Annotated in this window: 16 protein-coding genes and 2 pseudogenes; 1 reads left to right on the top strand and 17 read right to left on the bottom strand. The window is 64.1% G+C overall.

The window, feature by feature from the left end:
* Positions 1 to 82: 82 nt before the first annotated feature.
* The 16 genes and pseudogenes from IVA92_RS05355 to IVA92_RS05280 all read right to left on the bottom strand — a co-directional run bounded on the left by IVA92_RS05355 (position 83) and on the right by IVA92_RS05280 (position 14,051).
* Positions 83 to 1,309: an ABC transporter substrate-binding protein gene (locus tag IVA92_RS05355; RefSeq protein ID WP_247281646.1), complete on the bottom strand. Its 1,227-nt coding sequence runs from the start codon at positions 1,307 to 1,309 to the stop codon at positions 83 to 85.
* 168 nt (positions 1,310 to 1,477) lie between these two features.
* Positions 1,478 to 2,626, bottom strand: coding sequence for a hypothetical protein (locus tag IVA92_RS05350; protein WP_247281645.1), 1,149 nt, complete (start codon positions 2,624 to 2,626; stop codon positions 1,478 to 1,480).
* A 79-nt stretch (positions 2,627 to 2,705) separates the two neighbouring features.
* Complete coding sequence (locus IVA92_RS05345; protein WP_247281644.1) at positions 2,706 to 3,446, bottom strand: SDR family NAD(P)-dependent oxidoreductase; 741 nt, start codon at positions 3,444 to 3,446, stop codon at positions 2,706 to 2,708.
* A gap of 150 nt (positions 3,447 to 3,596) precedes the next feature.
* Positions 3,597 to 5,120, bottom strand: coding sequence for an amidophosphoribosyltransferase (purF, locus tag IVA92_RS05340; RefSeq protein WP_247281643.1), 1,524 nt, complete (start codon positions 5,118 to 5,120; stop codon positions 3,597 to 3,599).
* A 27-nt stretch (positions 5,121 to 5,147) separates the two neighbouring features.
* Complete coding sequence (locus IVA92_RS05335) at positions 5,148 to 5,777, bottom strand: CvpA family protein (RefSeq protein WP_018317599.1); 630 nt, start codon at positions 5,775 to 5,777, stop codon at positions 5,148 to 5,150.
* Between the two features lie 168 nt (positions 5,778 to 5,945).
* Positions 5,946 to 7,391, bottom strand: a complete 1,446-nt coding sequence (radA, locus tag IVA92_RS05330) for a DNA repair protein RadA (protein WP_247281642.1) — start codon at positions 7,389 to 7,391, stop codon at positions 5,946 to 5,948.
* Between the two features lie 74 nt (positions 7,392 to 7,465).
* Positions 7,466 to 7,651 carry a hypothetical protein gene (locus IVA92_RS05325; protein ID WP_247281641.1) on the bottom strand — a complete coding sequence of 62 codons (186 nt, stop codon included), beginning with the start codon at positions 7,649 to 7,651 and terminating at the stop codon, positions 7,466 to 7,468.
* Between the two features lie 27 nt (positions 7,652 to 7,678).
* Positions 7,679 to 7,879: a hypothetical protein gene (locus IVA92_RS05320; RefSeq protein WP_247281640.1), complete on the bottom strand. Its 201-nt coding sequence runs from the start codon at positions 7,877 to 7,879 to the stop codon at positions 7,679 to 7,681.
* Positions 7,880 to 7,920: 41 nt separating this feature from the next.
* The gene (locus IVA92_RS05315) at positions 7,921 to 8,640 is read right to left on the bottom strand and encodes a sulfite exporter TauE/SafE family protein (RefSeq protein ID WP_247281639.1); all 720 of its coding nucleotides are present in this window, start codon (positions 8,638 to 8,640) and stop codon (positions 7,921 to 7,923) included.
* A 260-nt stretch (positions 8,641 to 8,900) separates the two neighbouring features.
* Complete coding sequence (gene rpiB, locus IVA92_RS05310; RefSeq protein ID WP_212433903.1) at positions 8,901 to 9,347, bottom strand: ribose 5-phosphate isomerase B; 447 nt, start codon at positions 9,345 to 9,347, stop codon at positions 8,901 to 8,903.
* Positions 9,348 to 9,415: 68 nt separating this feature from the next.
* On the bottom strand, positions 9,416 to 10,207 hold the full coding sequence (locus tag IVA92_RS05305) for a transporter substrate-binding domain-containing protein (protein WP_247281638.1): 792 nt from the start codon (positions 10,205 to 10,207) through the stop codon (positions 9,416 to 9,418).
* Between the two features lie 19 nt (positions 10,208 to 10,226).
* On the bottom strand, positions 10,227 to 10,985 hold the full coding sequence (locus IVA92_RS05300) for an amino acid ABC transporter ATP-binding protein (RefSeq protein WP_247281637.1): 759 nt from the start codon (positions 10,983 to 10,985) through the stop codon (positions 10,227 to 10,229).
* Between the two features lies 1 nt (position 10,986).
* On the bottom strand, positions 10,987 to 11,655 hold the full coding sequence (locus IVA92_RS05295) for an amino acid ABC transporter permease (RefSeq protein WP_247281636.1): 669 nt from the start codon (positions 11,653 to 11,655) through the stop codon (positions 10,987 to 10,989).
* Positions 11,656 to 11,662: 7 nt separating this feature from the next.
* Positions 11,663 to 12,346, bottom strand: a complete 684-nt coding sequence (locus tag IVA92_RS05290) for an amino acid ABC transporter permease (RefSeq protein ID WP_247281635.1) — start codon at positions 12,344 to 12,346, stop codon at positions 11,663 to 11,665.
* A gap of 10 nt (positions 12,347 to 12,356) precedes the next feature.
* A pseudogene (locus IVA92_RS05285) lies at positions 12,357 to 13,283 on the bottom strand (NAD(P)-dependent oxidoreductase); the annotation flags it as partial.
* A gap of 27 nt (positions 13,284 to 13,310) precedes the next feature.
* Positions 13,311 to 14,051: a FadR/GntR family transcriptional regulator gene (locus IVA92_RS05280; RefSeq protein ID WP_247281633.1), complete on the bottom strand. Its 741-nt coding sequence runs from the start codon at positions 14,049 to 14,051 to the stop codon at positions 13,311 to 13,313.
* A gap of 331 nt (positions 14,052 to 14,382) precedes the next feature.
* Between IVA92_RS05280 and IVA92_RS05275 the strand changes: the two are divergent.
* A pseudogene (locus IVA92_RS05275) lies at positions 14,383 to 14,744 on the top strand (GFA family protein).
* Between the two features lie 4 nt (positions 14,745 to 14,748).
* On the opposite strand, the gene IVA92_RS05270 reads toward IVA92_RS05275, so the two are convergent.
* Positions 14,749 to 15,519 (bottom strand): exodeoxyribonuclease III, encoded by a 771-nt coding sequence (locus tag IVA92_RS05270; protein ID WP_247281632.1) that lies wholly within the window; start codon positions 15,517 to 15,519, stop codon positions 14,749 to 14,751.
* Between the last annotated feature and the right edge of the window lie 36 nt (positions 15,520 to 15,555).

Here is a 15,555-nt window from a genome sequence, read left to right as displayed (position 1 = left end):
CCCGCTGCTTCGTCAGTTCGCGGAGAGAAGGTGGGCACGGCGCTTACGCGCCTTTGCCCACCCTACGGCAGCGTTGCCTCGCCTACTTCTTCACCAGCGGGCAATCGCTGTCCTTGAGCGGCTTGGCCGCGTCTTCCGCCGCGATCGTGGCGATCTGCTTGTAATAGTCCCACGGCCCCTTCGATTCCTCGGGCTTCTTCACCTCGAACAGGTAGGCGGGGATCAGGCGGCGTCCGTCCTCGCGCAGCGGGCCTTTACCGAACAGCGGGTCGTCGGTCGGCAGCTCCTTCATCTTGGCGACGACCTTGGCGCCGTCATGCGGATTGCCGCCAAGCGCTTCCATCGCCTTGAGATAGTGCAGCACCATGGCGTAATTGCCGGCCTGGGTCATCGAAGGCATCGCGTTCTTGTTGGCCTGCGCCGAGAAGCGCTTCGACCAGGCGCGGGTCTGATCGTTCAGGTCCCAATAGAAGGATTCGGTGAAGGTCAGTCCCTGCGCCGTCTTCAGACCGAGCGAATGCACGTCGTTGATGAAGAGCAGCAGCGCGGCGAGCTTCTGGCCGCCCTGAACGATGCCGAACTCGGCGGCCTGCTTGATCGCGTTGGTGGTGTCGCCGCCGGCATTGGCGAGCCCAATCACCTTGGCCTTGGAGGATTGCGCCTGCAACAGGAAGGACGAAAAGTCGGCCGTGTTCAGCGGATGCTTGACCCCACCGAGCACCTTGCCGCCATTGGCGGTGACGACCGCGCTGGTGTCGCGCTCGAGCGCATGACCAAATGCATAATCGGCTGTCAGGAAGAACCAGGTGTCGCCGCCCGCTTTCGTGAGCGCCTTGCCGGTGCCGTTGGCGAGCATGTAGGTATCGTAAGTGAACGAGATCGTGTTCGGCGTGCAAGCCTTGCCCGTCAGGTCAGCAGTGGCCGCGCCCGAATTGAGCAGCACTGCGTTCTTCTCCTTGACGACATTGCTGACCGCGAGCGCCACGCCGGAATTCGGCGTGTCGGCGATGGCGTCGACCTTCTCGGTATCGATCCATTGCCGGGCAATGTTGACGCCGACGTCAGGCTTGTTCTGATGGTCGCCGCTGACGAGGTCGATTTTCCAGCCCTTCTTGAGCAGGCCGGAATCCTCGACAGCCATCTTGATTGCGACCACGGAGTTCGGGCCGCCGATGTCGGCATAGAGGCTCGACATGTCGTTGAGCACGCCGATCTTGACGGTCTTGTCCTGGGCGTAGGCGGATGTGGCAAAACCGAAAGCGGCACAGGCCAGAAGCGCCGCCGACCGGCGCGCGAATGTCGTCGTCATGAAAGGTTCCCTCCATTGTCAAATAAGCGGACGGCTCTCTTGCGGAGCCTTGTTTCCGGCTGTTGGCTCTAGCCTGTCCCATGGCCGGCGGCAATGCGCCTAAAGCCGGATGACGCTGCGTCGTAGCGTCATCCATCGGTTAACTTTTGGGCAAAATGCGTCAAGTCGCTATTTGAGCGCGTCCGATGTCAGCCTGAACTTCTGGATGCGCTTTCCGGTGTCAACCTCGGCGGTATACACGTTACCCTTGCCGTCGATCGCCATGGCGTGCACCCAGTGGAATTGGCCGGCGTTGCGGCCGTTGTGCCCGAAGCTGCCGACCACGCTGCCGTCCTCGCGCTTGATCACCCTGATCTCGTTGTTCTCGCCATCGGCAGTGAGCATATAGGTCTGCTTCGGATCAGGCCAGATCGCGACGTCCCAGACGGCGCCGTTGCCGAGCGTGTTCTTCTCGTAGAAGAACTCCTTCACGAAGCTGCCGTCCTTCCGGAACACCTGGATACGGTTGTTGATGCGATCGCAGACGTAAACCAGTCCGTCATTGGCGAGCTTCACGCAATGGACCGGGTTGCCGAATTGCTGGGCCGCCGGCGCCTTGGGATCGTAGGGTGCCTGCTTGGCGTCATCAGGCTTGTTGCCATAGGCGCCCCAGTGCCGCTTGTAGGCGAGCGTCGTCGCGTCGAACACGATGACGCGGCGGTTGCCGTAGCCGTCGGCGACGTAGATCTCGTTTGCCTCCTTGTCGATCGCAGTCTCAGCGGGTTTGCCAAGCTGCGTCGTGTCGTTGCTGCCGAGGCTCGGCGCGAATTTGCCGATCTGGGCGACGAACTTGCCATCGAGCGTGAACTTCAGGATCGCGTTGTCGTTGTCGGCATTGCCGCCGACCCAGACGAAGCCGCGCTCGTCGACCTCGATGCCGTGCTCGCGGCCGACCCATTCATAACCCTGGCCCGGACCGCCCCAGGACCGCAGCAGATTGCCATCGCTGTCGAATTCGAGCACGGGCGGTGCCGACACGCAGCATTTCGAGCGCGACGGATTGAGGCTCGCGCCTTTCTCGTCGTCCGTCAGCGAGCGCGGGCGATGGATTACCCAGATGTGGCCCTGCCAGTCGGCGGTGATGCCGCCGACCTGGCCAAGGATCCAGTTGTTCGGCAACTGCTTTGGCCAGGAGGCATCGACCGCGAAGGTCGGGACGTCGCCGGCGGTTGCGGCAACGGGAAGCGCGAATGCGCTGGCTGCGATCAGGACGAAGAAAGCTCGAGAGACATTTGCGAGCGCACGCGCAGGGCCTGCGCGATCATGCCATGGCGCCATGACAACCTCCCTTTTTTGGCTTTGCGGCTTGCTGCCGTTTGAGCGGCGGCAGTCAATCGCGGGGAGGCATCCGAGTCAATCAGGCCGGCGCGCGGAAGCTCATCAGGCTGCGCGTCTTGTAATCGTAGAACTTGCCGGTCTCGGTCCAGTCGGGCGTGCACATCGGCACGATGAATTCGGCCACCTGCTCGGGCGTGTCGAGCGTCGCCGGATCCTCACCCGGCATCAGGGTGGCGCGCATGCGGGTGCGGACCGGGCCGGGGTTGAACAGGTTGACGCGCAGTTTCGTGTTCGCGGTCTCCTGCGCCCAGGCGCGGGCCAGCGTTTCCAGTGCGGCCTTGGACGCCGCGTAGGGGCTGACATAGGCGGTAGCCTTGTTGGCCGCACCCGAGGTGATGAACACGGCGCGGCCGGCATCGGACTGCTTCAGCAGCGGCTCCATGCAGCGGATCAGCTGGAAGTTCGCGGAGACGTTCACGGCCATCACGTCGTTGAAGGCCTTCAGCTCGATATGGCCGACCGGCGAGGACGGGCCGAGCACGCCGGCATTGCCCACCAGGATGTCGAGCTTGCCGTAGCGCTCGTGCAGGCCTGCGCCCAGCCGAGCGATGCCGTCGGAGTCGATGAGGTTGAGCGGCACCAAGGTGGCGCTGCCGCCGTCTTTCCGGATCTCGTCGTCGAGCTCCTCCAGCCCGCCCTGCGTGCGCGCCACCGCCACGATATGCGCGCCGGCTTTAGCGAGGGCCTTGGCCGTGGCGAAGCCGATGCCGCGCGAGGCGCCGGTGACGAGAGCGATGCGGTCGGTGAGGGGTTTGGTCATGGCGGGGTTTTACAGGCGTGGATGGCCGGGACAAGCCCCCATGGTCTCGTCATTCCGGGGCGGTCCGCAGGACCGACCCCGGAATCCAGAGCTTACGACACGATCTCGAGATTCCGGGTTCGCGCTGCGCGCGCCCCGGAATGACAGTGGTCAGCTCGCCTCCGCCAGCAGCGAGAGCTGCCGCGGCTGCGGCTCGGTCTGGGTCTGGTCGGTGAGATGGGTCGGATACGCCCCGGTGAAGCAGTGGTCCGAGAATTTCGGATTGGCGGGATCGCGGCCCGGTTCGCCCATGGCGCGGTACATGCCGTCGATCGACAGGAAGGCGAGCGAGTCTGCGCCGATGATCTCGCGCATCTCCTCGAGTGAATGCGTCGCCGCGAGCAGGCCGCCGCGGTCGGGCAGGTCGATGCCGTAATAATCGGGATAGAGGATCGGCGGCGAAGCGAGGCGGAAGTGCACTTCGGTCGCACCCGCATCGCGCATCATGCGCACGATCTTCTTCGAGGTGGTGCCGCGCACCAGGGAGTCGTCGATCAGGATGATACGCTTGCCTTCGATCGCAGCCCGGTTGGCCGAGTGCTTCATGCGCACGCCGGATTCGCGGATCGCCTGCGTCGGCTGGATGAAGGTACGGCCGACATAATGGTTGCGGATGATGCCGAGCTCGAACGGCACGCCGGAGAACTGGCTGTAGCCGACCGCCGCGGGTACGCCGGAATCCGGCACCGGCACCACGACGTCGACCGGCACGTGGCTCTCGCGCGCGAGCTGCGCACCGAAGTTCTTGCGCACCTCGTAGACCGAACGGCCGTGGACGATGGAATCCGGACGGGAGAAGTAGATATATTCGAAGATGCAGGGGCGGGGCGCCATCGGCGGGAACGGCTTGTGGATGTCCTGGCCGTTCTCGTCGAACACGATGACTTCGCCGGGCTCGATGTCGCGCACGAAGCGCGCGCCGATGATGTCGAGGGCGCAGGTCTCCGAGGTCAGGATCGGACAGCCGTCGAGCTCGCCGAGCACGAGCGGACGAATGCCGCGCGGATCGCGCGCGCCGACCAGCTTCTTGTTGGTCAGCGAGACCAGCGCATAGGCACCTTCGATCTCGCGCAGCGCGTCGACATAGCGCTCGATGAAACGGCTGCGCTTGGAGCGCGCAACCAAATGCAGGATCACCTCGGTGTCGGTGGTCGACTGCATCATCGCGCCGTTCTTCACGAGCTCGCGGCGCAGTGTCAGGCCGTTGGTGAGGTTGCCGTTATGCGCGACGGCAAGACCGCCGGCGTTGAGCTCGGCGAACAGCGGCTGCACGTTGCGCAGGATGGTGGCGCCGGTGGTGGAGTAACGGACATGGCCGACCGCGACATTGCCGGGCAGGCGGTCGATCACCTCGCGGCGGGAGAAGGTGTCGCCGACGAGGCCGAGGCGGCGTTCCGAGTGAAAGCGGCTGCCGTCGTAGGAGACGATGCCGGCGGCTTCCTGGCCGCGGTGCTGAAGAGCGTGGAGACCGAGCGCGGTGATGGCGGCGGCATCGGGATGGCCGTAGATGCCGAACACGCCGCATTCCTCTCGCAGCGTATCCCCCTCCAGATCGTCCTGGACCTCCAGAGCGGCCGGGCCCAAACCGGCCCTTGGATCGAGATCAAGCTGGGCGTCCTGGTCAGGGTGTCGCATCTCGTCCGCGCCTTTCTTTAGGGCCAATCAACGCGCCGCAGGTTTCTCGATCAGCTTTTTCAGGCTGTCACGAGCCGGTTTACTGTATCCGTCGCCACTGCCCGAAGGCTGCTGCTCGGATTCAGCTTGATCATCATCTGGTTTGTTTTTCTTGAATCTCTTCAAGATGGTGTTCTCGGGGTCGTCGGGCAAGAGGGCCATCAGCCAATCCCCGGTTCCCTGGAGCACCACGCGGGATTTCGCCCCTGTAACCCAGTCCGGACGCTGCTTGTCTGGAACCAGCCAGGTGAAGAACAGGAAGGCGACCACGACGATCAAAAGCCCGCGAGCCAGGCCAAACAGGAAGCCGAGCGTGCGGTCCAGCGCGCCGATGCGCGAATCCAGGATCATGTCCGAGATTCGGACCGTGATCACGGAGACCACGACCAGGGTGCCCACGAATACGCCGGCGACCACGACCACGCTCGCCACAGTGTCGTTGTTGAAATAGGTCTTGGCGGTCGGCAGCAGCTTCGAGAAGGAGTACAGCGTGACGATCGCGGCAGCGCCCCAGGCTGCGATCGACAGGATTTCGCGCATGAAGCCGCGGACCATGGCGAGCAGGCCCGAAATCAGCATCACACCGAGCAGGATCAGGTCGAGGAGTGTTACTGGCATCGGCTGGTCTGGTCCGCTCGTACTCTCAAAGGTGCTCTAGCGAATCGGTGTTTGGCCGCTGCCCTAAAAGACGGGCAGACGGCGTTCCCGGCAAGGCCGCAACCACTCAATCCCATGCTGCTTTTGTGACGGCTGTATAGCGGCGGGGGCCTCCGACGTCACCTCCGGCTAACCATCTCCACGGCGGAATCTTGCCGGTGTGGCATTTTTCTCTGCCGGCCCGTTCGATTCGCCCCGGCGCGAGCCGCGGGCGGCGATTTCGGCCACCAATGTCGTCAGGCTGTTGACCGCGTTCAGCGACAACCCGGCATCGGCGCTGGTCTCACCCCGGGCCGATTCGGGCAGCACGGCGCGCTGGAAGCCGAGTTTTGCCGCTTCCTTCAGCCGGGCTGGGGTCTGCGCGACGGGGCGGACCACGCCGGACAGCGAGATCTCACCGAAATAGACGGCATCGGTCGGTAACTGCGCATTAACCAGGGACGACACCAGTGCCGCCGCAGCGGCCAGATCCGCCGCCGGCTCGTTGATGCGCAGGCCGCCGGCGACATTGAGATAGACGTCATGGCCGGACAGCTTGACCCCGCAATGGGCTTCCAGCACCGCCAGCACCATCGAGAGCCGGCTCGGGTCCCAGCCGACCACGGCCCGGCGCGGGGTGCCGAGCGAGGTCGGGGCCACGAGTGCCTGCAATTCCACCAGGACGGGCCTTGTGCCCTCGATTCCTGCGAACACGGCGGTGCCGGGCGTGCCGAGATCGCGCTCGGACAGGAACAGCTCGGAGGGGTTGGTGACCTCGCGCAGGCCGAGGCCCGTCATCTCGAACACGCCGATCTCGTCGGTCGGCCCGAACCGGTTCTTCACGGCACGGAGGATGCGGAATTGCTGCGAGCCTTCGCCCTCGAACGACATCACGGCATCGACCATGTGCTCGACCACGCGGGGGCCGGCGATCTGGCCGTCCTTGGTGACATGGCCGACCAGGATGATGGCAGCACCGGTCTTCTTGGCAAAGCGGATCAGCGCCTGCGCCGAGGCACGGACCTGGGTCACGGTGCCGGGCGCGGATTCCACCGTGTCGGTCCACATCGTCTGGATCGAGTCGATCACGATCAGCCGAGGGACCGCGCCCTCCGACAGCGTCGACACGATGTCCTCCACCGAAGTCTCGGCGGCGAGCTGCACCGGCGCATCCGACAGCCCAAGCCGCTCTGCGCGCAGGCGCACCTGCGCGACCGCCTCTTCACCGGAGATGTAGACGACGCGGTGGCCGGCGCGCGCCAGCAGGCTTGTCGCCTGCGTCAGCAGGGTGGATTTGCCGATGCCGGGATCGCCGCCGACCAGCAGCACCGAGCCGCGGACGAACCCGCCGCCGGTGACGCGGTCGAGCTCGGTCATCCCTGACGACAAACGCGGCGCATCCGGGCTTCTTCCGGCAAGGCTCTCCAGCGCAAACGTCCGTCCCTTGCGTTTGGAACGGATCGACACCGGCACGCTGCCGCTGGTGTCCTCCTCGGCCAGCGTGTTCCACTCGCCGCAGGACTCGCACTTACCCTGCCAGCGATTATAGGCCGCGCCGCAGTTCTGGCAGACGAAGGAGAGGGTGCTCTTGGCCATGGAACGAAGTGAGTCGCTACTTTGGGTGCGGCGTGCTTAGCACGATCAGACCCGAAGTTGCGAACCGTCTCCCGCTATCGCGCTCTTGGCAACTCGTCCTTGCGCTTGCACAGCACGTATGGCCTCCCGTCGATCTTGATCGCGCCGTTTGCGCCCGGGGCCAACTTGATCGCGACCTTGCTGCCGTTCGCGCCTCTGGTGAAGTCGTCCGAGAATTCGAAGCAGGTGGCGGACAGCACAAGGCCGTCGCCGGCCGGCACTGTGCGGTCGACGCGGCAGTGGTTTTCTTACCGATCGATCAGCGGGGCCGGCTTGCCCTTGATGGCGTTGTCGAGATCGATCATCGTCTTGCTGTCCGGGGCGTTCTTGTCGCGGCAATCCTGCTTGGTTAGAGCCCATAAACCGTCGAACGGCTGCGCGGCGAAAGTCGGCTGTGGTGCGGAAAGGACGATGCCGGCGGCAGCGACAATCAGGGGCACTGTGTGCATGCATTGGTCCTTCTCGGCGATATGTCTCGAAGGGAGCGCAGTCAGAACGCGTTGAACAGCATCGTCAAGCCCGCCGCCAGCATGATGCCATCCATCAGCAGGCGAAACATCTCCGGCTTCAGGTGCAGCACGAAACGCTTCGCGACGAAGGCGCCCGACATCAGCGAGGCGCCCGCGATCAGGCCCTTGACGAAGACCTCGCCGGTCAGGGCGCCGAAGCGCTCGAAGGTCACGGATTTCGCGAAGTAGAGGCCAAGCGAGGAGGCAGCTTCAGTCGCGAGGAAGGCGCCCTTGCTGAGCCCGTAAAACAGAAACAAGGGCACGCTGAGCGGGCCAGTCGAGACCACGATGCCGGTGAGATAGCCGATGACGGCGCCGCCGATCGCGAGATGCCAGAGATTGGCCTTCAGGTCGTGCTGCGCCAACCAGTGTCGCACCGGAACCATCGCGATCAGGAAGATGCCGATGGTGAGATCGACCGCGTGCGCGGGCAGCGCCAGCAGCGTCCGTGCGCCGAGCGCTGCGGCCGGAATGCCCGTCACCGAATAGGCCACGCAAGCCCGCCAGTCGACCTCGCGCCACCACGCCAAAATCCGTGAAAAGTTCGCCATCACAGAGGCCACCGCCATGATCGGCACGGCTTCCTTCGGCCCGTAGGCATAGACCAGCAGCGGCATCAGCATGATCGACGAGCCGGTGCCGACGATGCCGGAGATGGTGCCGGCGATGAGGCCGACGCTGAGGACGAAGAGAAAGGCCAAAATGGGCTCCGCGAATCGGGAGAGTTTAGCCGCGCCCAGCGATATGGGCGATCCGTGAGGCGAGGGAACCGATCGCGCGACGCATCGGCATGCCGGTCTGGCCGGCTTTGAGACATTTCAATGCCGCGGCTTTGCAGCTTACCACGAGCGCGCTGCAGCGACACGCTTTCCCTGAGCATGGCTGCGAATGCGCCGACAAAGGTATCGCCGGCCCCATCGTATCGGCCGGCGAGCCGAACACCAGGGTCATGGAGAGGCGGTCAGCCTTGCTCGTCCATGACGCGCAGCTTCTCCACGCGGCGGCGGAAATCCTCGTCGGTCGAGAATTCGGCCGAGAGGTAGGAGGACACGAGATCCACAGCGAGCCAGGCGCCGACGATCTGCGCGCCGATGCACATGACGTTGACGTCGTCGTGCTCGACGCTCTGATGGGCGGAATGGACGTCATGGCAGACCGCGGCGCGGATGCCCTTCATTTTGTTGGCCGCGATCGAGGCGCCGACGCCGGTGCCGCACACCATGATGCCGCGTGCGGCTTCGCCCGAAGTCACCTTCTGCGCCACCGCGCGCGCGATGTCGGGGAAGTCCACCGGCTTGTCGTCATAGGAGCCGACGTCGATAACGTCGTGGCCGAGCTTGCGGATGTGATCGATGACGGTCTGCTTGAGCGGCCAGCCGGCGTGGTCGGATCCGATGACGAGACGCATGTAATATCCTTCTTGAGCTTGCATTGATCGTGACAGCCGTATGCGGCTGTCACGATTGTCCGTTTGATTCAGCTGCGCATGTCGGGCGGCAGTTCGACGCCGTGGAATTTCTTGTAGATCGCGTTGAGCTTGCCGTTCTTGACGTTCTCGGTGATCCAGGCGTTGAGCTTGTCCATCAGGCGCTGCTCGCCCTTCTTCAGGCCGATGGCGAGGTCGAAGGTCGCCAGCGGAATCCTGGACTCGAACACCCGCGAGGGGTTCTTCACCCCAATCTGGTTGATGATCGTCGCGGACGAGGCGACGCAGTCGACCTGGCCGGAGACGGCCGCCGTCACCATCGTGGCATCATCGTCGTAGCGGGCGATCTTGAGGTCCTTGTCCTTCATGTTGGACAGCGTCGTGTCCTGCGTGGTGCCGCGCGAGACGCCGATCGGCTTGTCCTTCAGGTCGGGCCAGTCCTTGACGGCCGACGATTTCAGGCAGCCGACATCGGATTGCAGCGTCGCATAGCGCTTGGTGAAGTCGATCACTTTGGCGCGGTCCGGCGTCACCGACAGGGTCGAGATGATGATGTCCGCCTTGCCGGTCAGGACGTTGGGGATCCGGGTCGCGCCGGTGGTCTGGATGAATTCCAGCTCGAGCCCCCAATCCTTGGCGAGCAGCTGGGCGACTTCGACGTCGGAGCCGGTCGGCTTCATCGTGGAATCCATCATGCCCGAGGGCGGAATGGCAAGGTCCGTCGAGATGCGGATTTTCTTCGCCTTCGTGATGTCGTCGAGCAGATCGGCAGATGCCGGCGTGGCTGATATCATGACGAGGCAGCACAGCGCGGCCGCCCCCAGCAATGTCTTGTTTGTCATCCTTGGTTCTCCTCTCCTATTATGATTTCAGGTTTCCCGTGCCCACGAATTGCATGAGCTCGGGCGTTACCGGCGACGTCAGGATCGAGGCGGGCCCAGTCTCGTGGACCTTGCCGCGATGCATGAAGACGATTCGGTCGGCGATGCCTTTGGCAAAGCCCATCTCGTGGGTGACCATCACCATGGTCATGCCATCAGCCGCGAGTTGCTCGATCACCTTCAGCACTTCGCCGGTGAGCTCCGGATCGAGCGCGGAAGTGACCTCGTCGAACAGCATCACCTTCGGCTGCATGGCAAGCGAGCGGGCGATCGCGGCGCGCTGCTGCTGGCCGCCCGAGAGCTGTTCGGGATAGGCATGCAGTTTCTCCTCGAGCCCGACCTGTGCGAGCACTTTTCGCGCGAGGTCCTTGGCTTGCGAAGCGGTCAGGCCCTTCACGGCACACGGCGCGAGCGTGATGTTCTGCTCGATCGTGAGGTGCGGAAACAGATTGTAGCTCTGGAACACGATGCCGACGTCCTGGCGCAGCGCACGCAGATCGACGTCCGGTCGGTCGACCCGGTGTCCGCAGACGACGATCTCGCCGCCGTCGACCTTCTCGAAGCGGTCGATGCAGCGCAGCGCCGTGCTCTTGCCGGAGCCGGAGCGTCCGATCAGCGCCAGCACCTCGCCGCGTTCGACGGCAAAGGAGACGCCGTCGAGCACCCGCAGCGGGCCAAAGCTTTTCTGCACGTCGCGAAGTGACACGATGGGCTCGGAGGAGAGGGCGTTTTGTTGCATGTCAGGCCGGCGCGAGGTTGGACCTGCCATACCCCATCCGCCGTTCCAGCCTCTGGCTGAACAGCGACAGGGGATAGCACATGGCGAAGTAGGTGGCGGCGATGATGGCGTAGATGGCGAACGGCTCGAACAGCGAGTTGTTGACGATCTGGCCCGAGCGCATCAGCTCGACGAAGCCAACGACGGAGGCGAGCGAGGTGTTCTTGATGATCTGCACCATGAAGCCGACGGTCGGAGGCGTCGCGATGCGGATCGCCTGCGGCAGGATCACCTTCATCATGCGCTGGGTCCGGCTCAGCGCCAGGCCTTCGGCAGCCTCCCATTGCGGCTTCGGCACGGACTCGATGCAGCCGCGCCAGATCTCGCCGAGATAGGCGGCAACATAGAGCGTCAGCGAGGCGCCGGCCGCCGCGAGCGGCGAGACCTTCAGGCCGATGGCGGCCAAGCCGAAATAGCCGAGGAACAGAATGACGAGCAGCGGCGTGCCCTGGACGAGCTGGACATAGACGGCACTGGCGATCCGCACCGATTTGAGCGGCGAGATACGCGCCAGCGCAATCACGAAGCCGACGATGCCGCCGCCGATCAGCGCGATCATGGACAATCCGATCGTCCACAGCGCGCCCTGGCCGAGGAACATCAGATGATTGATGTTGAGATGTCCGCCCATGGTCATCTCACAACGGCGTGCCGAGCCGGCGTCGGCGCGGAAACAGCACGAGGCCGAGGCCCCAGAAGCCCGCGCGCATCACCAACGACAGGATGACGTAGAGAACGGCCACGATGATGTAGGTCTCGAAGGCGCGATACGTGTCCGACTGGATGTAGTTCGCGACCGCGGTGAGCTCCTCGGCCGAGATCTGCGAGCAGACCGAGGAGGCCAGCATCAGCAGCACGAATTGGCTGGTCAGCGCCGGATAAACCTTCTCGATCGCCGGCAGCAGGATGATGTGCCAGTAGATCTGGAGACGCGACAGTGCCAGCCCTTCGGCGGCCTCGATCTGTCCGCGCGGGATCGCCTCGAAGCCGGCCCGCATGATCTCGGCGGTATAGGCGCCGACATTGATGGTCAGCGCGGCCACCGCCACGGTGAAGGCGGAGTACTTTAGGCCAAGGCTGGCGAGGCCGAAATAAACCAGGAAGATCTGCACGAGCAGTGGGGTGTTGCGGATGGTCTCGACATAGACCTTGCAGGCGCCCGCGATCAGCGCGTTATGCGTGCCGCGCCCGACCGCCGCAAGCGTTCCGAGCAGGGCGCCGAGCACGGTCGCGAAGAATGCCAACTCCAACGTGAGCGCGGCACCGGCCAGAAAACTTGGCCAGCGCTCCAGCACTGCGGGAAAGTCGAGTTGGAGGGTCATCGTATCGGGTTCAGCCCGTCACCTGGTTGGTCATGCGGTCATAGACGCGGAACAGCGCCTGGTTGCCGTTGCTGCCTTCGCCATGCGCGCGCGCATCGACATATTGACTGGTGACGAGCGCAGTGCCGGGCAGCGGCACGTTCAGCGCCTGCGCGTGCTCCTGCACCAGGCGCAGATCTTTCAGCATCAGGTCGATGCGGAAGCCGGCGCCGACGTCGCCCTCGATCATGGACGGGCCGAGCTTGTCGAGCATCCACGAGGCAGCCGAGCCGCCGAGCAGCACCCGACGCAGCAGGTTGAGATCGACCCCCGAGGCGCGCCCGAGCGCAACCGCCTCGCAAATGGCCTGGATGTTGATGCCGCAGATCAGCTGGTTGCAGAGTTTGACGGTCTGGCCAGCGCCGGAGGCTCCGACATGCGTGATGGTCGTGCCCATCGCACGGAAGAACGGCTCGGCTTTGGCAAAGGCTTCGGCATCGCCACCGGCCATGATCGACAGCGCAGCGTTCTTGGCGCCCACAGGCCCGCCCGAGACCGGCGCGTCGATGAAGCCGACACCGGCTTTTTGCAGCTCGGCATGGATACGACGGACGGCGACCGGCGAGATCGTGCTCATGTCGACGATCAGCTTGCCGGGAGGAGGGGACTTCAGGAGCCCATGGTCGCCGTAAATGGTCGCCTCGACATGGGGCGTGTCGGGCAGCATGGTGATGACGATCTCGGCGCCTTGCGCGGCGTCGGCGGGGCTGTTGGTGCGGGTCGCACCTTCCTTGACGCTTTCCGCCAGCGCGACTTCGTTCAGATCGAAGACGCGAACCGCGTGTCCGGCCGCCAGAAGGTTGCGCACCATCTCGCGTCCCATCGTGCCGATGCCTATGAAGCCGACATTGCCCTTGTCGTTCCGTCCCATGGTGTCAGTCCGTTTCTTGCTTGATTGGTTTCTTGCTTGATTGGCCTGCCGCGATCAACCTGAGGCGCTGGTCTTGTCGATGTCGCCGGCAACGGCGCGCCGCCGGTATTCGTCGCCGATGGCAAAATGCTTGCGCAGCGTCGCATCTGCGCGCTCCGGATCACGTGCAATGACCGCTTCGAAGATGCGCCGGTGATCATCGATCAGATACGTCTTCATCGACGGGAAAGCCTGGACCAGCTCGCGGCGGCTGCGATGCGAATGCGTCAACAGGCCTCCCATCGAACTGTGTAGAACCGTCAACGTCTCCGAATGCGAGGCGACGACGATAGCGCGATGGAAGTCGAAGTCGGCCATGCCGCCGGCATCCGCCTCGTCGATCGTTTCCCCGATTTTTGCCAGCGCGCGTTGGAGACGTTCGAAATCGGCTATGTTGGCGCGTTCGCAGGCCAGCCTGATCGCCTGGCATTCAATCGCCACGCGGGCCTGCATGACGTCATCGAGCATGTCCGCCTGTTGGGCCAGCGCGAAGGTGAAGAAGTCATTCAGCACGGAGACGTCCGGCCGCGTCACCACGGTGCCGATGCGGTGGCGGATCTCGACGATGCCGAGGACGGTCAGGGCCCGCAGCGCTTCGCGGACAATCGGCCGGCTGACGCCGAGCAGGGTCGCCAGCTCGCGTTCGGAAATCAGCCGGTCGCCGGGCTTGAGCGAGCCCGCCAGCAGGCGCTCGCGCAAGAAGGCGAACACCTTCTCGAACCCTTTTTCGCCTTCGACCGCCCGCTTGAGCTCCATCCCACGTCTCTTGGTCTGATCCTGGTCAGACCAGTATGATAACCAGCACCGCTGAGGTCAAGAGGCTCAACATTGAATGGGTCGGAAAATGCGCGAACTGCTTCCAGACGGCCGGCTTGGAGGCCGACGAGTCAAATGGAATCGGAATACGCGTAACCCATTGAGCGGATAGGGGTGGGCTACTGTGCATGGGGTTGTTTTCCATGTTCTGTTGGAGCGACCGGATGACCGCCATCCGCGTGGGTTTTGAAACCCAATGGCGAGGCTGCTGACAGCATGTTGGCAGCAGCGGCCGGCTACGACCATGTCCTGACTAAACGGAGAGAGGATCATGCCGATCGAGGCAAGCTGTCATTGCGGTGAGACGGTGTTCGAGGTGACGGAGGCGCCGTCGAGCGTGACGCGCTGCACCTGCACGCTCTGCACCAAGCGCGGCGCGCTATGGGCCTATTACACACCGGCGCAGTTCCGCCTGCCCCCGACAACGTCGCGACCTATCTCTGGGGCAGCCGCTCCGTCAAGCATCACTTCTGTGCGAATTGCGGCTGCGGCACCTATTCGGAATCGCCGGACTGGTCGACGGGCAAGCCCGATTTCGACAATCCCAAGGTCGCCGTGAATGCGCGCCTGTTCGACGATTTCGATTTGGACGCGGTACCGGTGAACGTGATCGACGGCAGGAATCTGTGGTGAGGAGTCACCGCAACACGATCCACGCCGGCGCGTGATCGCTCGCGCCATCCTCGCCGCGGATCTTCTTGTCGACGCCGGCTTTGACCAGGCGCGGGGCGAGGGCAGGGCTGAGCAATAGATGATCAAGCCGCAGGCCCGCATCGCGCGGCCAGCGGTTTCGCTTGTAGTCCCAGAACGTGTAGATGCGCTCTTCGGGATGCAGTTCGCGGATCGCGTCGCACCAGCCTTGTTCGACCAGTGAGGCAAACGCCGCACGGCTCTTCGGCTGGATCAGCGCATCCTTGTCCCATGAGCGCGTCGGATAGATGTCGATCGCCGTCGGCGCGACGTTGTAGTCGCCGGCGAGCACCACCGGTAGCTCCTGCTTGATGAAGCTCTTGGCGTGGCGCCTCAGCCGCGCGAACCAGTCCAGCTTGTAATCGAATTTCGGCCCGGGCTGCGGGTTGCCGTTCGGCAGATAGATACTCGTGACGATGACGCCGCGGACGGCGGCTTCGATGTAGCGGGCTTCGTGATCGTCGGTCGTCCCCGGCAAGCGGTCGCGGGTGAGCACCGGCTCGGCGCTGCGGGCGAGGATGGCGACGCCGTTCCAGGTCTTTTGTCCACGCCAGACTGCGCCATAGCCGGCTTTTTCGATGGCCGCCGCCGGAAATTCGCCATCACTTGCCTTCAACTCCTGAAGCGCGACGACATCGGGCTTCGCGATCCGCAGCCATGCCAAGAGATTGGGCAGGCGGCGACTGACGTTGTTGATGTTGAATGTCGCAATCTTCATGTAGGGCTGACGCTTCTGCCTTCCGATTCCGGAGAC

This window comes from Bradyrhizobium sp. 154 (assembly GCF_023073875.1).
In the GTDB taxonomy this organism is placed as follows: Bacteria; Pseudomonadota; Alphaproteobacteria; order Rhizobiales; family Xanthobacteraceae; genus Bradyrhizobium.
This window is presented reverse-complemented; position numbering and strand designations above follow the sequence as displayed.

Bases quoted from the DNA above. Each gene is read 5' to 3' on its own strand.
- IVA92_RS05305 (WP_247281638.1), bottom strand. From the start codon at position 10,207: ATGACAAACAAGACATTGCTGGGGGCGGCCGCGCTGTGCTGCCTCGTC.
- purF (WP_247281643.1), bottom strand. From the start codon at position 5,120: ATGCGACACCCTGACCAGGACGCCCAGCTTGATCTCGATCCAAGGGCC.
- IVA92_RS05280 (WP_247281633.1), bottom strand. From the start codon at position 14,051: ATGGAGCTCAAGCGGGCGGTCGAAGGCGAAAAAGGGTTCGAGAAGGTG.
- IVA92_RS05270 (WP_247281632.1), bottom strand. From the start codon at position 15,519: ATGAAGATTGCGACATTCAACATCAACAACGTCAGTCGCCGCCTGCCC.
- IVA92_RS05345 (WP_247281644.1), bottom strand. From the start codon at position 3,446: ATGACCAAACCCCTCACCGACCGCATCGCTCTCGTCACCGGCGCCTCG.
- IVA92_RS05355 (WP_247281646.1), bottom strand. From the start codon at position 1,309: ATGACGACGACATTCGCGCGCCGGTCGGCGGCGCTTCTGGCCTGTGCC.
- IVA92_RS05290 (WP_247281635.1), bottom strand. From the start codon at position 12,346: ATGACCCTCCAACTCGACTTTCCCGCAGTGCTGGAGCGCTGGCCAAGT.
- radA (WP_247281642.1), bottom strand. From the start codon at position 7,391: ATGGCCAAGAGCACCCTCTCCTTCGTCTGCCAGAACTGCGGCGCGGCC.
- IVA92_RS05320 (WP_247281640.1), bottom strand. From the start codon at position 7,879: ATGCACACAGTGCCCCTGATTGTCGCTGCCGCCGGCATCGTCCTTTCC.
- IVA92_RS05350 (WP_247281645.1), bottom strand. From the start codon at position 2,626: ATGGCGCCATGGCATGATCGCGCAGGCCCTGCGCGTGCGCTCGCAAAT.
- rpiB (WP_212433903.1), bottom strand. From the start codon at position 9,347: ATGCGTCTCGTCATCGGATCCGACCACGCCGGCTGGCCGCTCAAGCAG.
- IVA92_RS05300 (WP_247281637.1), bottom strand. From the start codon at position 10,985: ATGCAACAAAACGCCCTCTCCTCCGAGCCCATCGTGTCACTTCGCGAC.
- IVA92_RS05295 (WP_247281636.1), bottom strand. From the start codon at position 11,655: ATGGGCGGACATCTCAACATCAATCATCTGATGTTCCTCGGCCAGGGC.
- IVA92_RS05335 (WP_018317599.1), bottom strand. From the start codon at position 5,777: ATGCCAGTAACACTCCTCGACCTGATCCTGCTCGGTGTGATGCTGATT.